This window comes from Pelomonas sp. V22 (assembly GCF_030014915.1).
In the GTDB taxonomy this organism is placed as follows: Bacteria; Pseudomonadota; Gammaproteobacteria; order Burkholderiales; family Burkholderiaceae_C; genus JAUASW01.
The window spans coordinates 297,853-314,714 of record NZ_JAGIXS010000002.1 but is presented as its reverse complement, the minus strand read 5'-3'; the positions used below and the strand labels follow the sequence as shown (position 1 = coordinate 314,714).

Genomic DNA, 16,862 nt, shown 5'->3' with positions numbered 1-16,862 from the left:
GTCAGGGCACCGAGAGGGCCTCGCGGCTGATCGGACAGGCATAGGCATGGCTGCCAGCCCGCCCCAGGCTGCCGCCAGGCAGCTCGATCACTTCGACGCCGGCCTCGCGCAGTTGGGCGTTGGTGTGGACATTGCGCTGCCAGGCCAGCACCTGGCCGGGTGCGGTGGCGAGCAGCTGGCCGCCGTCTTCCCAAGGGCCGCCAGGATCACCACCGCTGACCACGACGCGCAGCTGCTTGAGCGACAGCGCCTCGGCCAGCACCTGCAAGAGCGGGTGCGGCTCGGGGCGCACGTCGAGCTGGTCGTCGCGCGCACCCCGGCGCAGGCTAAAGGTCTGCGACGCATTGAGCGCGCTGCCGCCGACGACCACCAGGTCGCGGTCGCAGAAGCTCAAGAGGCGGTCCAGATGGCAGCCCGCAGGCTGCGCGGGCAGCTGGGCCACCAGCACGCGGTCGGCACCGCCACGCTTCAAGAGGTTGCGGGCCAGCTGGCTCACCGCCTGCACCGAGCTGTGTTGGCCGAGGCCGAGCAGCACCAGGCCCTTGCTGAGGGGCATCACGTCGCCGCCGGCCAGCAGGGCGGGGCCATGGTCCTGCTCGCCTTCGCCCCACCAGCCTGTGTTGCAACCGACGAAGCGGGGGTGGAAGTGGTAGACGGCACCGAGCAGCAGGGCCTCGTCGCGCCGCTCGGGTTCGCGCAGCCGCGAGAGGGCCACGCCGTCGCCGATCCAGACGCTGCTGTCGCGCATCAGCACGCTGCCCGGCAGCGGGGTGAGCAAGGGTGTGCGCGGATCGGCGCTGCGCAGCTGCAAACCCTGCGGCTCGCTCGCTTCGAAGGGCAGCTCGGCGCGCAGCAGGCCGCCTATCAGGCGCTCGGCCAGTTCGGCGGCGGGCAGGTCCTGCAGCCAGGGGCGCAATTGCTGGGCCAGCTCCGCATCGACGCGACTGACATCGAGCCAGCGGTCCAGCAGCCAGTTGCGTGCGATGCGGCGCTCCAGCGTGGCAGCGAGCAGGTGGTGCAGCTCCAGCACTTCGACGCCCAGCAGGCGCAGCGCGGCGCAGAAGCGGCCGTGTTCTTCGGCGGCCTGATCGACCAGGGGGAGGGCATCGAACAGCGCGCCGGCATCACTGCCTGGCCGCTGCCGGCGCTGCGCCATGCCGGGCTTGCACACCAGCACCTGGCGCAGACGCCCCAGCTCCGAATGCACGCCCAGCGACGGGTCCATACCGCTACCCCAGCAATGAATGCGGCGAAAGACTACGGGAAAAGCCCGGCCGGCGCGCGCTGGCGGCCGGTAACAGCCGCAAGCATTGGCATCCGGTCGCCTGAAGATGGGACGCCCGATTGGCGCGGCGCCCACGGGTTTACGGCGAGGCGCCGCCGCTGGCGCGCTGAGACACTGCCCTCCAATCCAGCGAGGAAGAAAGAGAGACCCGACGATGGCCCGCCCCACCGAAGCCTGGCTCACGGCGCAGTACGACAACCGCGCCCGCGTGCCCGAGGCGGCCGTGCTGCTGCGGCGCTGGGCCGAGGCTTCGTCGCTGGCCCGCTCGCAGACCGAATGCCGGCTCGACATCGCCTACGGCGAGGAGCCGGGCGAGACGCTCGATGTCTTCCCCACGCCAACGCCTGGCGCGCCGGTGCTGGTCTTCATCCACGGCGGCTACTGGCGGGCGCTCGACAAATCGGACCACAGCTTCGTTGCCCCGGTGTTTGCCGACGAGGGCGCCCTGGTCGTCGTGCCCAACTACGCGCTGTGCCCCACGGTCAGCATGGAGCGCATCGCGCTGCAGATGGCGCGGGCGCTGGCCTGGGTCTGGCGGCACGCGGCCGAGCATGGCGGCGATCCGAACCGGATCGTCGTGGCCGGCCATTCCGCCGGCGGCCACCTGGCCGCGATGATGAGCTGCTGTGATTGGAAGGCCGTGGGCATCGACCTGCCGCGCGACCTGGTCAAGGGCGCGCTCTCCTTGTCGGGCCTGCATGAGCTGGCGCCGCTGATGCGCACGCCTTTCTTGCAGCGCGACCTGCGGCTCGATGCCGAGGCGGTGCGCCGTCTGAGCCCGGTGAACTTCCCGGCGCCAGCATCGCCGCTTTATGCCCTGGTCGGCAGCGAAGAGAGCGAGGAGTACAAGCGCCAGGCCGAGGTGCTGCGCGAGGCCTGGGGCGCGCGGGCCGTGCCAGTCTGCGAGGAGGTGGCGGGATGCCACCACTTCAACATCGTGCACGAGCTCTGCGACCCCGAGAGCCGCGTGCACCGCATGGCCCGCCACCTGCTCGGCCTGCGCTGGTATAGCGGCCTGCTATGAAGCGGATAGTGGCTTTGTATTGGCACGCCGAGGTGCCTTGAGTTAGCGTCGTCAGCCCGGGTTCCCAGTCAGTCAATCAGTCAATCACCAATCATTGGAGAGCGATCATGGGCTTGAAAGGATCTAAGACCGAGCAGCACCTGAAGGACGCCTTTGCCGGCGAATCGCAGGCCAACCGCCGCTACCTCTACTTTGCGAACAAGGCCGACATCGAAGGCCAGAACGACGTGGCGGCGCTGTTCCGCTCCACGGCCGAAGGCGAGACCGGCCATGCGCATGGCCACCTGGAATTCCTTGAAGCCGTGGGCGACCCCGCCACCGGCCTGCCCATCGGCGCCACGCGCGACAACCTCAAGGCCGCCGTGGCCGGCGAGACCCATGAGTACACCGACATGTACCCGGGCATGGCCAAGACGGCGCGCGACGAGGGCTTCGACGAGATTGCCGACTGGTTCGAGACCCTCGCCAAGGCCGAGCGCTCGCACGCCAACCGCTACCAGAAGGCGCTCGACGCCCTGGTGGACTGAGCATCCAAGCAACCATGGCGGCGTCTTCGGACGCCGCGCTTCATTGGGGCCTTGAGCATGAGCCATCGCGAGGGAAATCTGGAAGCGCCGACCCGGCATCCGCTCGACTGGAAGAGCGCCGAGTTCTACGACGAAGACAAGTGCCTGCACGAGCTCGAGCGCGTCTTCGACATCTGCCACGGCTGCCGGCGTTGCGTCTCGCTGTGCCAGAGCTTCCCCACGCTCTTCGACCTGGTGGACGAGAGTGCCAGCGGCGAGCTGGACACGGTCAACAAGCAGGACTTCTGGAAGGTGGTCGACCAGTGCTACCTCTGCGACCTCTGCTACATGACCAAGTGCCCCTATGTGCCGCCGCACCCATGGAACCTCGACTTCCCGCACACCATGCTGCGGGCCAAGGCGATCAAGTTCAAGAAGGGTGAGGTCGGGCGCGGCGAGCAGTTCCTCGCGTCAACCGATGTGCACGGCCAGTTCGCCGGCATCCCGGTGGTTGTGCAGATCGTCAATGCGGTCAACAAGACCGGCGTGGCGCGCAAGGCGCTCGACGCAACGCTGGGTGTGCATCCCGAGGCCTGGATGCCCGAGCTGGCCAACTGGCGCTTCCGCTGGGGCGCGGCCAAGAGCACGGCCCAGGTGGTGACCAACGGCGAGCGCACGCCGGGCAAGGTGGCGATTTTCTCGACCTGCTACGTCAACTACAACGAACCCGGCATCGGCCATGACCTGCTGAAGGTGCTGGCGCACAACGACATTCCCTATGTCGTCGTCGAGAAAGAGCAATGCTGCGGCATGCCCAAGCTGGAGCTCGGCGACCTGGCCACGGTGGAGCAGCACAAGGACGCCAATATCCCGGTGCTGGCCCGCTATGCGGCCGAGGGCTACGCCATCCTCAGCGCCGTGCCCAGCTGCACGCTGATGTTCAAGCAGGAGCTGCCCTTGATGTTCCCGGCCGAGGCGGCGGTGCAGGCCGTCAAGGAGGCGATGTGGGACCCGTTCGAATACCTGGTCGCGCGGCACAAGGATGGCCTGCTGAAGACGGACTTCAGGACCGCGCTTGGCAAGGTCAGTTACCACGTTCCCTGCCATGGCCGGGTGCAGAACATCGGCCGCAAGACCGAGGAAATGTTCAATCTGATCGGCCAGACGGTGGAGGTGAAGCTCAACACCGTCGAGCGCTGCTCCGGCCATGCTGGCACCTATGGCGTGAAGACGCCCTACCACCCGGTGGCGATGAAGATAGGCAAGCCGGTCTTCAAGGCCATGGCCAAGGACGAGCCCGACCACATCGCGAGCGACTGCGCGCTGGCCGGCCACCACATCGCTCAGGGCATGGCGGCGGCCGGGACGCCTGCGCGCAGTCTTTCGCATCCGCTGAGCCTCGTGCGCCTTGCCTATGGATTGGAGTGATGCGATGAGCCGCACGATGATCACCCCCGAGAGCCTGATGACGCTGGAGGCCTATGCCAAGTACCGCAAGGCCCACAAGCCCGAGGTCATTGCCCACCGCCGGCTGCGCAGCGTGCAACTGGGCGAGCACCTGAACCTGCAGTTCGAGGACGAGCAGACGGTGCGCTACCAGATCCAGGAGATGCTGCGCATCGAGAAGATCTTCGAGGAAGAAGCCATCCAGGGCGAGATCGAGGCCTATGCGCCCCTGGTGCCCGATGGCTCGAACTGGAAGGCCACGATGCTGATCGAGTATCCCGATCCGCATGAGCGCAAGCGCGAGCTGGCGCGCCTGATCGGCGTGGAGGACCGCATGTTCGTCGAGGTCGAAGGCCATGCGCGCATCTACGCGATTGCCGACGAGGACCTGGACCGCGAGAACGAGGAGAAGACCTCGGCCGTGCATTTTGTGCGCTTCGAGTTCCCGGCGGCCGCACGCGAGGCGGTGCGGGCTGGCGCTCGCGTGAAGCTGGGTTGCGACCACGGCAACTACCCGGCCCATGTGGAGATCGCAGCGGAGACGCTGGCCAGCCTGGCGGGTGACCTGCGCGGGAGCTAGCCGGTCTCGACCTCGCGTCTCATGGCGGTGAATTGGGCGAACTCCCAGGAGCGCAGGCCCACCATCAGCGTGAAGCCATCGCGGCTGCTGCTCGGCAGGCGCTGGTCTTCGGCATGCAGGCGCGCCAGGTCAGCGGCCAGCTGCTGGATCTTCTGCACCATCTCCTGCGCGCTGGCACTGGTCAGCCGGCCATGGACCAGCATCAGGGTCTCGCCGCTGCCGTCGAAATTGCCGGCGAAATAGTCATCCACCACGAACTTGCGCAGGAAGCGCTGCACCGGCCCGTCGGGCATCCAACGGAAGGCGCGTGCCACGCGCAGCCGGTAGCGGTTCAGCGGCTTCAGCTCGATCAGTCCGAGCCGGTCCAGCTGGGCAAGGTGGCGGATGCCCTCGGGCTCGCTGATCTCATAGGTCTCGACGATCTGCTCCAGCGTCCAGTGGCCGAGGCAGCTGATGGCCACCAGCATCAGCACCGGGTCGCTGACGAGGGCCGTCTCCTGCTCCAGCGTCAAGGAATCGCTCTCGGGCGTGCTGGCGTCCGCGGCCTGGCGCATCAGGTCGTCCAGGCTGAGGCCGATGGCCTTGCAGATCTCGGCCAGCCGCGACAGCGTCATGTCCTGCAGCGAGAACATGCGCTTGACGCTGGATTCACTGAGCGTCAGCCGCGTGGCCAGTTCGCGGTAGGTGATGCCGGCGGCCCGCATCTCGGCGCGCAGCACCTGCAATAGTTTTTCGGGGCTGCTCATCGGGCAGTAACGGCAGTCATGCTCAGAGTAAAGGAATGTAAGTACAGCATTTTGATACTCGTTCGGCCTTTGACTTGTACATGGTTCATTGAAACGGTACTCCTCTGCCGAACTGGCAATACTAGGGTCATCCCGGATCGGCCGGGAGAAACCTGGAGATAGATCTGACATGACGAAGACCCGCAACACCATCGCCCGCCTGATCGCTGCCACGCTGCTTGCCGGCACGGCCGTTGCCGCCTCGGCGCAGAGCCTCAGCAAGCCCGAGCCCTATGCCGGCGCCAGCCTGGGTGTCTACAACAAATACAAGCTGGACTGCAGCGCCGGCGTCAGCTGCGACCGTACCGGCAGCTGGGGCGGCCGCATCTACGGCGGCCTGGACTACGGCAGCTTCGCCGTCGAAGGCGTGGCCTTCGGCGCGAAGGCTGGCCAGGGCACGCTGCGCCTGGGCAATGGCACGGCCACGCCGGGCTCGCTGAGCATGACGGGCGCTGGCGTGCAGGGCGTGCTGCCCTTCCTGGTCCATGGTGACTTCTCGCTCAAGGGCAAGCTGGGTCTGGCCTATGTGCGTGGCAAGGCCAGCATCGCCGGTGGCGTGCAGGATGATTCCAGCTGGCGTCCCATGGGTGGCATCGGCCTGTCCTATGCGCTGAACAAGCAGGTCTCGCTGAACGCCGACTACGACACCGTGCAGGCCAAGTACAACAGCGCCGGCAAGGTCCGAACCGACATGGTCTCGCTGGGCGCCAGCTACAAGTTCTGAGCGACGTCCCCTGTTGCCGCCTTCCCGCTTCGGGAGGGCGGCATTTGTCTTTCGCAATGGGCACAATCGGGCGCCTCAACCGGGGAACCCGATGACACATTCAACCGCTTTCTGGCGCGGCTGGCGCCCCATGACCATTGGCATGGTTCTGCTGGCCTCGGTCGGCCTCAGCCTGGCGCAAGTCGAGCCACCTGTGGCAAGCAAGATGCCGAAAGACGTGACGGTCCATGGCGACCGCCGCATCGACGACTACTTCTGGCTGCGCGAACGCGACAAGCCCGAGGTGATGGCCTACCTGAAGGCCGAGGCCGACTACACGGCCCAGTACTACAAGCCGCTCGCCGGCCTGCAGGACAAGCTCTATGCCGAGCTGGTGGGCCGCATCAAGCAGGCCGACGAAGGCGTGCCGGCCCGCCAGGGTGCCTGGTGGTACAGCTCGCGCACGCTGGAAGGCAAGCAATACCCGCTCTTCGTGCGCCGCGCCGCCAGCGGACCTCAGCGCAGCTATGACGCCGCTGCGCCCGAGCAGACCTTGCTGGACCTGAATGCGCTGGCCTCGGGCCGCAAGTTCCTGGCCGTGAACCTGATGCAGGTCAGCCCCGATGGCAAGCGCCTCGCGTACTCGCTGGACGAGACGGGCGCCCGCGATTTCGAGCTGCATGTGCGTGACATTGCGACTGGAGAGGACGTCGCCTGGAAGGCCGCACGCACCGACGGCGCGCAATGGGCTGCGGATTCAAAGACCCTGTTCTACGTCACCTCCAACGAGGCCAAGCGCCGCAACCAGCTGTGGCGCCACCGTCTGGACGGCAATGGCCCGGACGAGCTGATGTTCGAGGAGAAGGACGAGCTCTACAACATGGGCCTCGGCCGCTCCGCCGATGGCCGCTACCTGATGCTCTACAGCATCGCCAAGGACACGACCGAGATCCGCGTGCTGCCTGCCGACAAGCCGCTCGCCGCCTGGCAGGTGCTGCTCGCACGCAAGAGTGGCATCGAATACTCGGCCGAGCATCGCGAGGGCCAGCTCCTGCTGCGCATCAACGACCGGGGCCCCAACTTCCGCCTCATCTCGCTGCCGCTGCCCAAGAGCCTGAACGTCACGCCGGCCCAGCTGGCCAAGGCCAAAGAGCTGATACCGCACCGCGAGGACGCGATGCTGGAGCGCGTTGCCCTGTTCAAGCAGTACATGGCCGTGCAGGTGCGGGAGCAGGGCTCGGTCAAGCTGCGCGTGTTCGAGCATGCGCATCCGGGCAAGCCGCGCGATATCGCGTTTGATCAGGCCGTGTTCACCGCCACCGTGGGTGATAACCGCGAGTACGACAGCGACACGCTGCGCCTGAACTTCCAAGCCCTGACCACGCCGGCCACGGTCTACGACTACGGCATGAAGGATGGCAAGCTGACGCTGCGCAAGCAGCAGCCGGTGATCGGCTTTGACGGCTCGCGCTATGAATCCAAGCGCCTCTTCGCCACGGCCAAGGACGGCACGCAGGTGCCGATCTCCCTGGTCTATGCCAAGGCCCTGCGTGGCGAAGGCCCGCGCCCCTTGCTGCTGCGCGGCTATGGCAGCTACGGCATCTCGTCCGACCCGCGCTTCAATGCCAACGACCTCTCGCTGCTGGACCGTGGCGCCGTAGTTGCCATCGCCCACATCCGCGGCGGTGGTGACCTGGGCCGGCGCTGGTACCTGGAGGGCAAGCTGGCCAAGAAGATGAACACCTTCACCGACTTCGTGTCGGTGGCCGAGACCCTGGTGAAGGAGGGCTGGACCAGCCCGAGCCAGCTGATCATCAACGGCGGCAGCGCCGGTGGCCTGCTGATGGGGGCGGTGGTCAATCTGCGACCCGATCTGTTCAAGGCCGTGGTGGCCGAGGTGCCCTTCGTCGACGTGATCAACACCATGCTCGACGAGACCATCCCGCTGACGACTGAAGAGTTCATCGAATGGGGCAACCCCAAGATCGCCGAGCAATACGCCTGGATGCGCGCCTACAGCCCCTATGACAACCTCAAGGTCGGCGCCTACCCGGCCATCCTCACCCGCACCGGCATCAACGACAGCCAGGTGCCGTACTGGGAGCCGGCCAAGTACGTGGCCAAGCTGCGCACGCTGAAGACCAACAGCGCCACGCCGCTCTTGTTCGACATCAACCTCTCGGCCGGCCATGGCGGTGCCTCGGGCCGCTTTGACGCGCTGAAGGAGCGGGCCAAGGTCTACGCCTTCATGCTGCAGCAATGGGGCATGGCGACCGAGTGAGCGAGGCTCTGAGTCCCCATCACCTGCCGGCGCCGCCGCGCTCGCGGCTGCTGCTGGGTTTGCTGGCGGCCGCGCTGGTGAATGGCGGCTGGCTGGCGCTTTTGCAGATCAAGCGGCCGGTCGCGCCGGTGGCTTCGTCGCGCATCGTGCTGCGCATCCTGGCAGAGAAGCCCGTTGTGCCACCGCCGCCGCCCGGAGATGACGAGGGAATGCGGGTGCCGCCCAGCAATTTGCCAGCGGTTCCGGTGCTGCCGGTTCCAGAGTTGACCGGCGTGCCAGCATCGCCGATTCAGCAAGCAGCGGCGCTTCCGACAGCTTCAGCGGCGGCAACCCCGGCGCGGCCCGAGCCTTTGAAGCTGGGCCTGTCGCCCGCGCGGCCGGCCTCCGGCGCGCGCGGCGAATCGATGCTGAGTCAGATGCTGAACGACCCGCGCGCCAACAGCGAAAAGCGCTCGGTGGAATATGCCGTGGCCGACGCGGCCGGTACCTTGCCGGTCACGGTCTCGACTGCCACCGACGGCACCGGCTCCAAGCTGATCCGCCAGGGCAGCAAGTGCACACGCGTCACAGAGTCGCGCGTCAGCATGCTGAACCCCATGGATGAGCGGGCGCGCGGCCTGCCCTCGATGGCGGGGGCCTGCACCCGGTAGCGCCTTGCCTCAAACAGCCATGTAGCGGCCTGGCCGGTGATTGATGGCCAGTGCCGCATTGATGGCCGCCATGCCTAACAGCGACAGGGCGATGCGCTCCGGCGCCACCCAGGGCAAGCCCGCAAGCAGGATCAGCGCATCGAGCCCCGCCTGCACATAGCCGGCACGCCAGCCGCGAGCCTCCTGCAGCCACATCACCAGCACGTTGAGCCCGCCCAGCGACGCCTTGTGACGGAACAGGATCAGCATGCCGGCTCCGATCAGGAGGCCGCCGGCGATGGCCGCGAAGAAAGGGTTGATCGTGCTGATGGAGAGCCAGCGCGGCAGCGCTTCGGCCAGCAGCGCCATCAGGCCCACGGCGACCATCGTCTTGACCGTGAAGGCCGCGCCCATGCGCCGCCAGGCGAGGCCGTAGAAGGGCAGATTGATTGCGAAGAACAGCGCGCCGAAAGGCCAGCCGCTCGCGTAGTGCAGGAGGAAGGCAATGCCTACCGTGCCGCCGGTTAGCAGACCGGCCTGCTTGAAGAGCGCCACGCCCAGCGCTGCGAACAAGGTGCCGGTGAGCAGGGCCTGGGCGTCCTCGACGCGGCTGTGCCTGAAGGTGCGGCTGATGCGTGCTGCGGCGTCCTTCATGGCCTCAATCGCCGACGCCAGCCAGGAAGTACTTGATCAGACCCTTTGCCGCGAAACCGACCAGGCCGAACCCGAGGCCCAGCAGCAGCACGAAGGTGCCGAAGCGGCCGGCCTTCGACTCCCGCGCCAACTGCAGGATGATGAACACCATGTAGAGCATGAAGGCGGCCACGCCGAAGCTGAGGCCGAACTGGGCAATCTGTTCTTCGGTGTAGCCGAACATGGCCCGGCCCTCAGCTGGCCGCGCGAACCAGGTCGCGGTAGGCATGCCAGCTGGCATGGCCCAGCAGCGGCGCGATCACGACCAGGCCCAGCATGGCCGTGGCCATGCCCAGCAGGGTCAGCGCCATGATCAGGAGTGCCCACAAGGCCACCGGCGCCGGATGCTCCATCACCACGCGCCAGCTGGTGTAGACGGCACCGAGCACGCTGATCGGCCGGTCGAGCAACATGGGGATGGCGACCACGCTGGAGGCGAACACCGGCGCGGCCAGCAGGGCACCGAGGGCCAGCCAGCTCTCGAACAGGTAGTTGCTGTCGCTGAGAAGCACCTGGCGCACGAAGTCCATCGGCTTGTTGATCGGTGCAGGGGCGAGCGCCGTGATCAAGGAGGCCGAGGTCAGCACCCAGCCACTGCCAGCCAGCGCCAGCAGCAGACCAAAGCGGACCAGGCGGGTGTCTCGTGGTTGCCAGGCCTGCAGCACGGTGGTGATGCCTACGGGCTCCTTGCGCTCGATGCCACGGCTCAGCGCATAGAGGCCGGTCGCGAGGATGGGCGCCACCAGCAGGAATCCGCTGAAGGCACCGGCCAGCAGCCAGAAGCGCTCGCGGGCCAGCCAGAAGATGGCCGCACCACCGAACGCCAGCACGAGCCCGTGCAGCAGCGAGACCAGCGGGCTTTGCCAGAGGTCGCGCCAGCCACGCGCCAGCCAGCCCAGCGGGCGCAGCAGGGGCACGGGGCGGACGCCGAATTGCCGGGATTCGGCCAGGGCCTGATCGCTGGATTTCATCTTGGGCCCGATGGTGCCAGAGCAGCAGCGGCGAGGCCTTGATGGCCATCAATCAGTGCATCAGGGCGAGCCCCAGCGGCGCGACCAGTCCTCATAGGCCTGCAGCGCCTTCTTGGGCCAGGTGCCGTACCAGGCATAGCCGTTGCGGCGCTCGAGGCTGATGTCGTCGAGGTTGTCATGCAGGCTCTTGTCGCGGTCGCCAAAGATGGGCTTGAGCGTGGCGACATCGTAGTAGCGGGCCCAGACGGGTTCCGCGCCCGGCTTGTCTGTCAGCCGCCGCCCCTGCTGGTCGTCGATCTTGCCCCAGGCCTTGTCCTTGATGGCAAGTTCACGCAGGGCGGCGATGCCCGAGCGCACCGCCGCCTTGATCTCGGCGGAAGGCGCAGGGCGGCTCATCAGATAGACCAGGACGCCCGTGCTTTCGCCCACGCACAGGGAAGGCGGCTCGTAGTTGCGGGCCGACACAGGCGCCAGGGTGAGCGCGTCGTACTGCTGGGCCCACAGCAACTTGCGGCCGCCCACCACCATCTGCGCGTCGAGCAGCAACTGGAGCGCCCGCTGTCCGGCGGCGGCGGCGCGGGCCTTCACGTCGGGCGGCAGGAAGTCGAGCTGGTCCTCACCTCGGGCGGCGGCTTCCATCAGTTCGGCCACCTCGACCACCGCGTTGTCGTTCAGCGTGACGGCATCGTGATAGCCGCCCTGCAGCGGCCAGACCTGGGGCCAGCCACCGTTCGGGAATTGCGCGGCCAGCAGGTAGTTCAGGCCCTTGATGGCACTTTGCCGGTAGACCTCGCCAATGCTGCCTTTCAACTGCGCGGCGACCCGAGCGAGAAAACGGATTTCGGTGATGGTGGCGTCGTTGTCGATGGTGCCGACATAGCTCCAGCGCGGATCGGCCGCCAGGTCGAAATTGCCGGGCACCGCGCTCTTGAAGTTGTTGTCCGCCACGTAGTCCTGGCCTTTGAGGCGCGGCGCCCGGTCGCGGGGCTGGTTCTTGCCCCAGCCGCCGGCCGGCGTCTGGAAACTGAGGATGTTGTCGGCCACCTTCAGCGCCTCGGCCGTGGCGTACCAGGCGGCCGGTTGCTGTAAGGGCATGCTTTTTTCGGCATGGCCGCCTTCAGGAGGTGGCGGCAGCGTGGCCAGGCCCTGACGCTCGGCCGCCAGCGCCGCACGATCGGCCGCCAGTTGCGCCTTCGAGCGTGCCAGGTAGGCCGACCAGGCCGCGCGTGCGTCCGTCGGCAGCGCCGCCACGCGCTCGGCGTTCAGCGGCGGGGCCGGCGGGTTGGTGCCGATGACGGCGGCTGTCACTGGCGCGGCAAGGAGCAAGGGGAAGCACAGGCTCAGGCACAGGTGTGTGGACAGGGCGCGGGTGGCGGATCGCATGGATGGCATGGCGGGATTTGGGCGTTAGGGCCGAAATTCAAGTTTTGGAACATCGTTTCAAAACCATATTCTCGCCAGCTTCCGGGCGGCGAACCTGCGGGTTTCCCTCAGGGCCAGTCTCAAGCTGCCAGCAACTGCCGCGCCGCCTGCTGCAGCGCCTCCGGTCGTGCATCGCCGAGGCGGACCGGCGTCGCCCGCTCCAGTTGCGGATAGTGGTTGCGCAGCGAGCGCTCATAGCCGGGGTCGTAGTGCAGCCGCATCAGCTCACCGAAGACCTCGGCCCACTGGCCGCTGCGCGCCTGGGTCTGCCAGCGCCGGACGGTTTCGCGGCCGCGCAGCTCGATCAAGCCTTCGAGCAGCTTGCAGAAGACTTCCGGGTCGTCGCCGAAATGCGCGTAGTCCTGCAGCAGCAGCGCCACGCGCGCCGCCTCGGGCAACTCGATCCAGCAGCAGTCGCCCCGGTCGCGCAGGGCGTCGAGCAGTTGCTCTGGCAGGGTGATGCGCCCGATCTTGCGGCTCTCGCTCTCGACCCAGACCGGCCGCGCCGGATTGAGCCCGCGCAGTTGCTGCCAGAGCTGGCTGTCGAACCACTTCTGGCTCGGCTGGGCGTCGCCGGGCAGGCCGCCGAGCACCGAGCCCCGGTGGCGGGCCAGGCCTTCGAGGTCCAGCACCTGGCCGCCTTCGGCCTGCAGCGCATGCAGCAGCCGCGTCTTGCCGCTGCCGGTGCGGCCGCACAGCACCTGGTAGCGGAGCTGGCCGGGCAGGGCGGCGAGGTCAGCGCGCACCTGGTTGCGGTAGGACTTGTAGCCGCCGACCAGTTGGCGCGAGCGGAAGCCGATCTGGCCCAGGAACCAGTTCATCGCACCGCTGCGCTGGCCGCCGCGCCAGCAATAGACCAGGGGCCGCCAGGTCTTCTCGAGGCCGGCGCTCGACTGCTCGATGTGCCGCGCGATGTTGCGAGCCACCAGGGCCGATCCGAGCTTGCGCGCCTCGAAGGGCGAGCTGGCATAGAGCAGGCCCACCTTGTGGCGCTCCTCGTTGCTCAGCACCGGCCAGTTGATGGCGCCGGGGATGTGGTCTTCCTCAAACTCGGCGGGCGAGCGCACGTCGACGATGGCATCGAAGCGTGGCAGCTCGGCGAGCGCCTGCTCGATGTCTATCGTGTAGCTCATCCGGGAATCGAGACCGCGTCCAGCAGCTCGCTCTCGATCTGCAGCTGCAGCTTGTTCTGCTGCAAGGCCGCGCCGTCAACCAGGAAGGTGTCTTCCACTCGCTCGCCCAGCGTGGAGATCTTGGCCAGCTGCAGGTTGATGCCATGGCGGGCCAGCACGCGGGCAATGGCGTAGAGCAGGCCGGCGCGGTCGCTGGTGCTGATGGACAGCAGCCAGCGCTGCGCCTTCTCGTCGGGCCGCAGCGCGATGCGCGGCGTGAACGGGAAGCTCTTCACGCGGCGCGACAGCCGGCCGCGACGCGGCTCGGGCAGCGGGCCTTGCGCCTTCAGGATCTGCGAGAGCTTGGACTCGACCAGGGGCACGAGGTCGCGCTGGTCCAGATCCAGCTCGGGGCTGATGACCTGGAAGGTGTCCAGCGCATAGCCACTGCGCGTGGTGTGGACCTTGGCGTCGAGGATGTTGAAGCCGGCGCCGTCGAAGTAGCCGCAGATGCGGGCGAACAGGTCGGGCTGGTCGGGCGAATAAACCAGCACCTGCAGGCCTTCGCCGATGGGCGAGGGCCGCGCCTGCACCACCGGCACGGCGGAATCGATGTGCCGCCACAGCGCCCGCGCATGCCAGGCCAGATCGCCGGCGTCATGCCGCGCGAAGTAGCTGAGCTCCAGCGTCTTCCACAGCGGCTCCTCGGTCCCGGGCAGGGCCGAGAGCAGGGCGAGCGCCTGCCGGGCTTCCTGCTTGCGGGCCTCGATGTCGGCGTCGAGGTTGGGCTTGGCGCCGCCGAGCGCACGCAGGGCGAGTCGGTAGAGGTCTTCCAGCAGCTTGCCCTTCCAGGCGTTCCAGACCTTGGGGCTGGTGCCACGGATGTCGGCCACGGTGAGCAGGTACAGCGCCGTCAGGTGGCGCGCATCGATCATCTTCTTGGCGAAGGCCTGCACCACCTCGGGGTCGGACAGGTCTTCCTTCTGCGCCACGCGCGAGAGCGTCAGGTGGTGCTGGACCAGGAAGATCACCAGCTCGGTGTCTGCCTTGTCCAGCCCATGCTGGCGGCAGAAGCGGCGCACCTCGACGGCGCCCAGGTCCGAGTGATCGCCGCCGCGGCCCTTGGCCACGTCGTGGAACAGCGCGGCGATGTAGAGCAGGTGCGGCTTCTCGAACTGCGAGGCCAGCTGCGAGCAGAACGGGTACTCGTGCGCATGCTCGGGAATGAAGAAGCGGCGCACATTGCGCAGCACCATCAGGATGTGCTGGTCGACCGTGTAGACATGGAACAGGTCATGCTGCATCTGGCCGACGATGCGCCGGAACACCCAGAGGTAGCGGCCCAGCACCGAGGTTTGGTTCATCAGGCGGAAGGCGTGGGTCTGGCCCTCCTTCTGCTGCAGGATCTGCATGAACAGCGCGCGGTTGGCCGGGTCGCGGCGCCAGGCGGCGTCCATCAGCTCGCGGGCGTTGTAGAGGGCGCGCAAGGTGCGGGCCGAGAAGCCCTTGATGCCGGGCGTCTGCTGGTAGATCAGGAAGGTTTCGAGGATGGCGTGCGGTTCGCGCTCGAAGAGGTCGTCGCTGACCACCTCCAGCATGCCGGCCCGCTCCATGAAGTGCTCGTTGATCGGGCGCAGCAGCGCCTGCTGGGAGCCGTTGATGCGCTCCTCGAGGTTCAAGAGCAGCACCTGGTTGAGCTGGCTCACCGCCTTGGCCGCCCAGTAGTAGCGGCGCATCAGCACCTCGGAGGCACGCTGGCCGCCACTGGCCTGGTAGCCAAAGCTCTCGGCCACGGCGGTCTGCAAATCGAACACCAGGCGGTCTTCGCGCCGGCCGGCCACGGCATGCAGGCGGGCGCGTATCAGCGTGAGCAGGCCTTCGTTGCGCTGCAGCTGGCGGCTCTCGAAGGGCGTGATCAGGCCGGTGGCGGCGAGCTGGGGCCAGGTCTTGCCGAGGCCCGCAGCGCGGGCAATCCAGATCAGCAGCTGCAGGTCGCGCAGGCCGCCCGGGCTCTCTTTGCAGTTGGGCTCCAGCGAGTAGGGCGTCTCTTCGTACTTGGTGTGGCGCTGGGCCTTCTCCAGCGTCTTGGCGCGCAGGAAGGCCTTGGGATCCATGGCCTGCTGCAGCGCGCGCTCGAACTGCTTGAAGAGCGGCCGTGGCCCGGTCAGCAGGCGGGCTTCCAGCATGGCGGTCTGAACCGTCACGTCGCCAGCGGCTTCGGACAGGCATTCGGAGAGCGTGCGCACCGAGGAGCCGATCTCCAGCCCACTGTCCCAGCAGGCCGTGATGAAGGCCTCGAGGCCGCTCTTGATGGCGCCCGGCTGGTGTGCCTCCACGCCATCGGGCAGCAGCACCAGCACATCGACATCGGAATAGGGGAAGAGCTCGCCACGCCCATAGCCGCCCACGGCCAGCAGGCAGGCGCCCTCGGGCATGGAGGCGGCGCTCCAGAGCTGCTGCAACTGGGCGTCGACGTGGCGGGCCAGTTGCCGCAGCAAGGTCTTGGCGGCCGTGACCGTGGGCCGGGCTTGCATGAAGCCGGCGATCAGCGCTTGCTTGCCGCTCTTGAATTGACGGCGCAGTTCGGCCAGGTCCACCGCGCTCAACGCCCGGTCATCCAGTGATGAAAGCCGGCGGCGGCGGGCTGCCGGCCGAGAGCGTCATCACCTCGTAGCCAGTTTCGGTCACGACGATGGTGTGCTCCCACTGCGCCGACAGCGAGCGGTCCTTGGTGACGATGGTCCAGCCATCGCCCATCTCGCGAATCTCGCGGCGGCCGGCGTTGATCATTGGTTCGATGGTGAACACCATGCCAGGCACCAGCTCCTCGAGCGTGCCAGGGCGGCCGTAGTGCAGCACCTGCGGCTCTTCGTGGAAGACCTGGCCGATGCCGTGGCCGCAGAACTCGCGCACGATGGAGAAGCCGGCGTTCTCGGCAAAGGTCTGGATCGCATGGCCGATGTCGCCGAGGCGGGCGCCCGGCTTGACCTTGGCAATGCCCTTCCACATGGCGTCATAGGTGAACTGGCAAAGGCGCTTGGCCGCGATCGAGCCCTCGCCGACGATGAACATGCGGCTGGTGTCGCCATGCCAGCCGTCCTTGATGACGGTGACGTCGATGTTGACGATGTCGCCGTTCTTCAAGGGCTTGTCGTTCGGGATGCCGTGGCAGACCTGGTGGTTGATCGAGGTGCAGATCGACTTGGGGTAGGGCGTGTAGCCCGGCGGGCAGTAGTTCAGCGGTGCCGGGATCGCCTGCTGCACGTTCACGATGTGATCATGCGCCAGCTTGTCGAGCTGCTCGGTGGTGACGCCCGGCTTCACGTGGGCGGTCAGCATGTCCAGGACTTCGGAGGCCAGTCGGCCAGCGACGCGCATGGCGGCGATATCGGCCGCGTCTTTGATCGTGATCGTCATAGGAGGCG

16 protein-coding genes are annotated in these 16,862 nt (G+C 67.4%); 7 read left to right on the top strand and 9 right to left on the bottom strand.

Annotated elements, in window-relative coordinates:
• Position 1 precedes the first annotated feature (1 nt).
• The gene (locus J7U46_RS10740; protein WP_282825616.1) at positions 2–1,225 is read right to left on the bottom strand and encodes an arginine deiminase family protein; all 1,224 of its coding nucleotides are present in this window, start codon (positions 1,223–1,225) and stop codon (positions 2–4) included.
• Between the two features lie 214 nt (positions 1,226–1,439).
• On the opposite strand from J7U46_RS10740, the gene J7U46_RS10735 reads away from it, so the two are divergent.
• The 4 genes from J7U46_RS10735 (at position 1,440) to J7U46_RS10720 (ending at position 4,841) form a co-directional block, all read left to right on the top strand.
• A complete protein-coding gene (locus tag J7U46_RS10735) occupies positions 1,440–2,309 on the top strand; it encodes an alpha/beta hydrolase (protein ID WP_282825614.1) in 870 nt (289 codons plus the stop codon).
• 104 nt (positions 2,310–2,413) lie between these two features.
• Positions 2,414–2,836 carry a rubrerythrin family protein gene (locus J7U46_RS10730; RefSeq protein ID WP_282826200.1) on the top strand — a complete coding sequence of 141 codons (423 nt, stop codon included), beginning with the start codon at positions 2,414–2,416 and terminating at the stop codon, positions 2,834–2,836.
• A gap of 57 nt (positions 2,837–2,893) precedes the next feature.
• Positions 2,894–4,243 (top strand): heterodisulfide reductase-related iron-sulfur binding cluster, encoded by a 1,350-nt coding sequence (locus J7U46_RS10725; RefSeq protein WP_282825612.1) that lies wholly within the window; start codon positions 2,894–2,896, stop codon positions 4,241–4,243.
• A gap of 4 nt (positions 4,244–4,247) precedes the next feature.
• Positions 4,248–4,841 (top strand): DUF3501 family protein, encoded by a 594-nt coding sequence (locus J7U46_RS10720; protein WP_282825610.1) that lies wholly within the window; start codon positions 4,248–4,250, stop codon positions 4,839–4,841.
• On the opposite strand, the gene J7U46_RS10715 is transcribed toward J7U46_RS10720, so the two are convergent.
• Positions 4,838–5,587, bottom strand: a complete 750-nt coding sequence (locus tag J7U46_RS10715; RefSeq protein ID WP_282825608.1) for a helix-turn-helix transcriptional regulator — start codon at positions 5,585–5,587, stop codon at positions 4,838–4,840. The genes J7U46_RS10720 and J7U46_RS10715 overlap by 4 nt on opposite strands.
• 169 nt (positions 5,588–5,756) lie before the next feature.
• Here J7U46_RS10715 and J7U46_RS10710 point away from each other — a divergent pair, with 169 nt between their 5' ends.
• The 3 genes from J7U46_RS10710 to J7U46_RS10700 all read left to right on the top strand — a co-directional run bounded on the left by J7U46_RS10710 (position 5,757) and on the right by J7U46_RS10700 (position 9,260).
• A complete protein-coding gene (locus tag J7U46_RS10710) occupies positions 5,757–6,350 on the top strand; it encodes a porin family protein (protein WP_282825605.1) in 594 nt (197 codons plus the stop codon).
• A gap of 91 nt (positions 6,351–6,441) precedes the next feature.
• A complete protein-coding gene (locus J7U46_RS10705) occupies positions 6,442–8,610 on the top strand; it encodes a S9 family peptidase (protein WP_282825603.1) in 2,169 nt (722 codons plus the stop codon).
• Positions 8,607–9,260: a hypothetical protein gene (locus J7U46_RS10700; protein ID WP_282825601.1), complete on the top strand. Its 654-nt coding sequence runs from the start codon at positions 8,607–8,609 to the stop codon at positions 9,258–9,260. Before J7U46_RS10705 ends, J7U46_RS10700 begins: the two co-directional genes overlap by 4 nt.
• Positions 9,261–9,269: 9 nt before the next feature.
• On the opposite strand, the gene J7U46_RS10695 is transcribed toward J7U46_RS10700, so the two are convergent.
• The 7 genes from J7U46_RS10695 to map form a co-directional block, all read right to left on the bottom strand.
• Entirely contained in the window at positions 9,270–9,893 is a 624-nt protein-coding gene (locus tag J7U46_RS10695) for a YitT family protein (RefSeq protein ID WP_282825599.1), read from the bottom strand.
• 4 nt (positions 9,894–9,897) lie between these two features.
• On the bottom strand, positions 9,898–10,116 hold the full coding sequence (locus tag J7U46_RS10690; RefSeq protein WP_282825597.1) for a DUF2788 domain-containing protein: 219 nt from the start codon (positions 10,114–10,116) through the stop codon (positions 9,898–9,900).
• 10 nt (positions 10,117–10,126) lie between these two features.
• On the bottom strand, positions 10,127–10,903 hold the full coding sequence (locus J7U46_RS10685) for a DUF2189 domain-containing protein (RefSeq protein WP_282825595.1): 777 nt from the start codon (positions 10,901–10,903) through the stop codon (positions 10,127–10,129).
• Positions 10,904–10,963: 60 nt separating this feature from the next.
• Entirely contained in the window at positions 10,964–12,286 is a 1,323-nt protein-coding gene (gene pelA / locus J7U46_RS10680) for a pectate lyase (protein ID WP_282825593.1), read from the bottom strand.
• A gap of 119 nt (positions 12,287–12,405) precedes the next feature.
• A complete protein-coding gene (mnmH, locus tag J7U46_RS10675) occupies positions 12,406–13,458 on the bottom strand; it encodes a tRNA 2-selenouridine(34) synthase MnmH (RefSeq protein WP_282825592.1) in 1,053 nt (350 codons plus the stop codon).
• Positions 13,455–16,043 carry a [protein-PII] uridylyltransferase gene (locus J7U46_RS10670; RefSeq protein ID WP_282825591.1) on the bottom strand — a complete coding sequence of 863 codons (2,589 nt, stop codon included), beginning with the start codon at positions 16,041–16,043 and terminating at the stop codon, positions 13,455–13,457. The genes mnmH and J7U46_RS10670 overlap by 4 nt, the downstream gene beginning before the upstream one ends.
• Before the next feature lie 7 nt (positions 16,044–16,050).
• Positions 16,051–16,854 (bottom strand): type I methionyl aminopeptidase, encoded by an 804-nt coding sequence (gene map, locus J7U46_RS10665; protein WP_282825589.1) that lies wholly within the window; start codon positions 16,852–16,854, stop codon positions 16,051–16,053.
• Positions 16,855–16,862: the final 8 nt, after the last annotated feature.

Coding starts and splice junctions, on each gene's coding strand:
- J7U46_RS10720 (WP_282825610.1), top strand. CDS start 4,248: ATGAGCCGCACGATGATCACCCCCGAGAGCCTGATGACGCTGGAGGCC.
- J7U46_RS10705 (WP_282825603.1), top strand. CDS start 6,442: ATGACACATTCAACCGCTTTCTGGCGCGGCTGGCGCCCCATGACCATT.
- pelA (WP_282825593.1), bottom strand. CDS start 12,286: ATGCGATCCGCCACCCGCGCCCTGTCCACACACCTGTGCCTGAGCCTG.
- J7U46_RS10725 (WP_282825612.1), top strand. CDS start 2,894: ATGAGCCATCGCGAGGGAAATCTGGAAGCGCCGACCCGGCATCCGCTC.
- J7U46_RS10695 (WP_282825599.1), bottom strand. CDS start 9,893: ATGAAGGACGCCGCAGCACGCATCAGCCGCACCTTCAGGCACAGCCGC.
- J7U46_RS10685 (WP_282825595.1), bottom strand. CDS start 10,903: ATGAAATCCAGCGATCAGGCCCTGGCCGAATCCCGGCAATTCGGCGTC.
- J7U46_RS10715 (WP_282825608.1), bottom strand. CDS start 5,587: ATGAGCAGCCCCGAAAAACTATTGCAGGTGCTGCGCGCCGAGATGCGG.
- J7U46_RS10735 (WP_282825614.1), top strand. CDS start 1,440: ATGGCCCGCCCCACCGAAGCCTGGCTCACGGCGCAGTACGACAACCGC.
- J7U46_RS10740 (WP_282825616.1), bottom strand. CDS start 1,225: ATGGACCCGTCGCTGGGCGTGCATTCGGAGCTGGGGCGTCTGCGCCAG.
- map (WP_282825589.1), bottom strand. CDS start 16,854: ATGACGATCACGATCAAAGACGCGGCCGATATCGCCGCCATGCGCGTC.
- mnmH (WP_282825592.1), bottom strand. CDS start 13,458: ATGAGCTACACGATAGACATCGAGCAGGCGCTCGCCGAGCTGCCACGC.
- J7U46_RS10710 (WP_282825605.1), top strand. CDS start 5,757: ATGACGAAGACCCGCAACACCATCGCCCGCCTGATCGCTGCCACGCTG.
- J7U46_RS10690 (WP_282825597.1), bottom strand. CDS start 10,116: ATGTTCGGCTACACCGAAGAACAGATTGCCCAGTTCGGCCTCAGCTTC.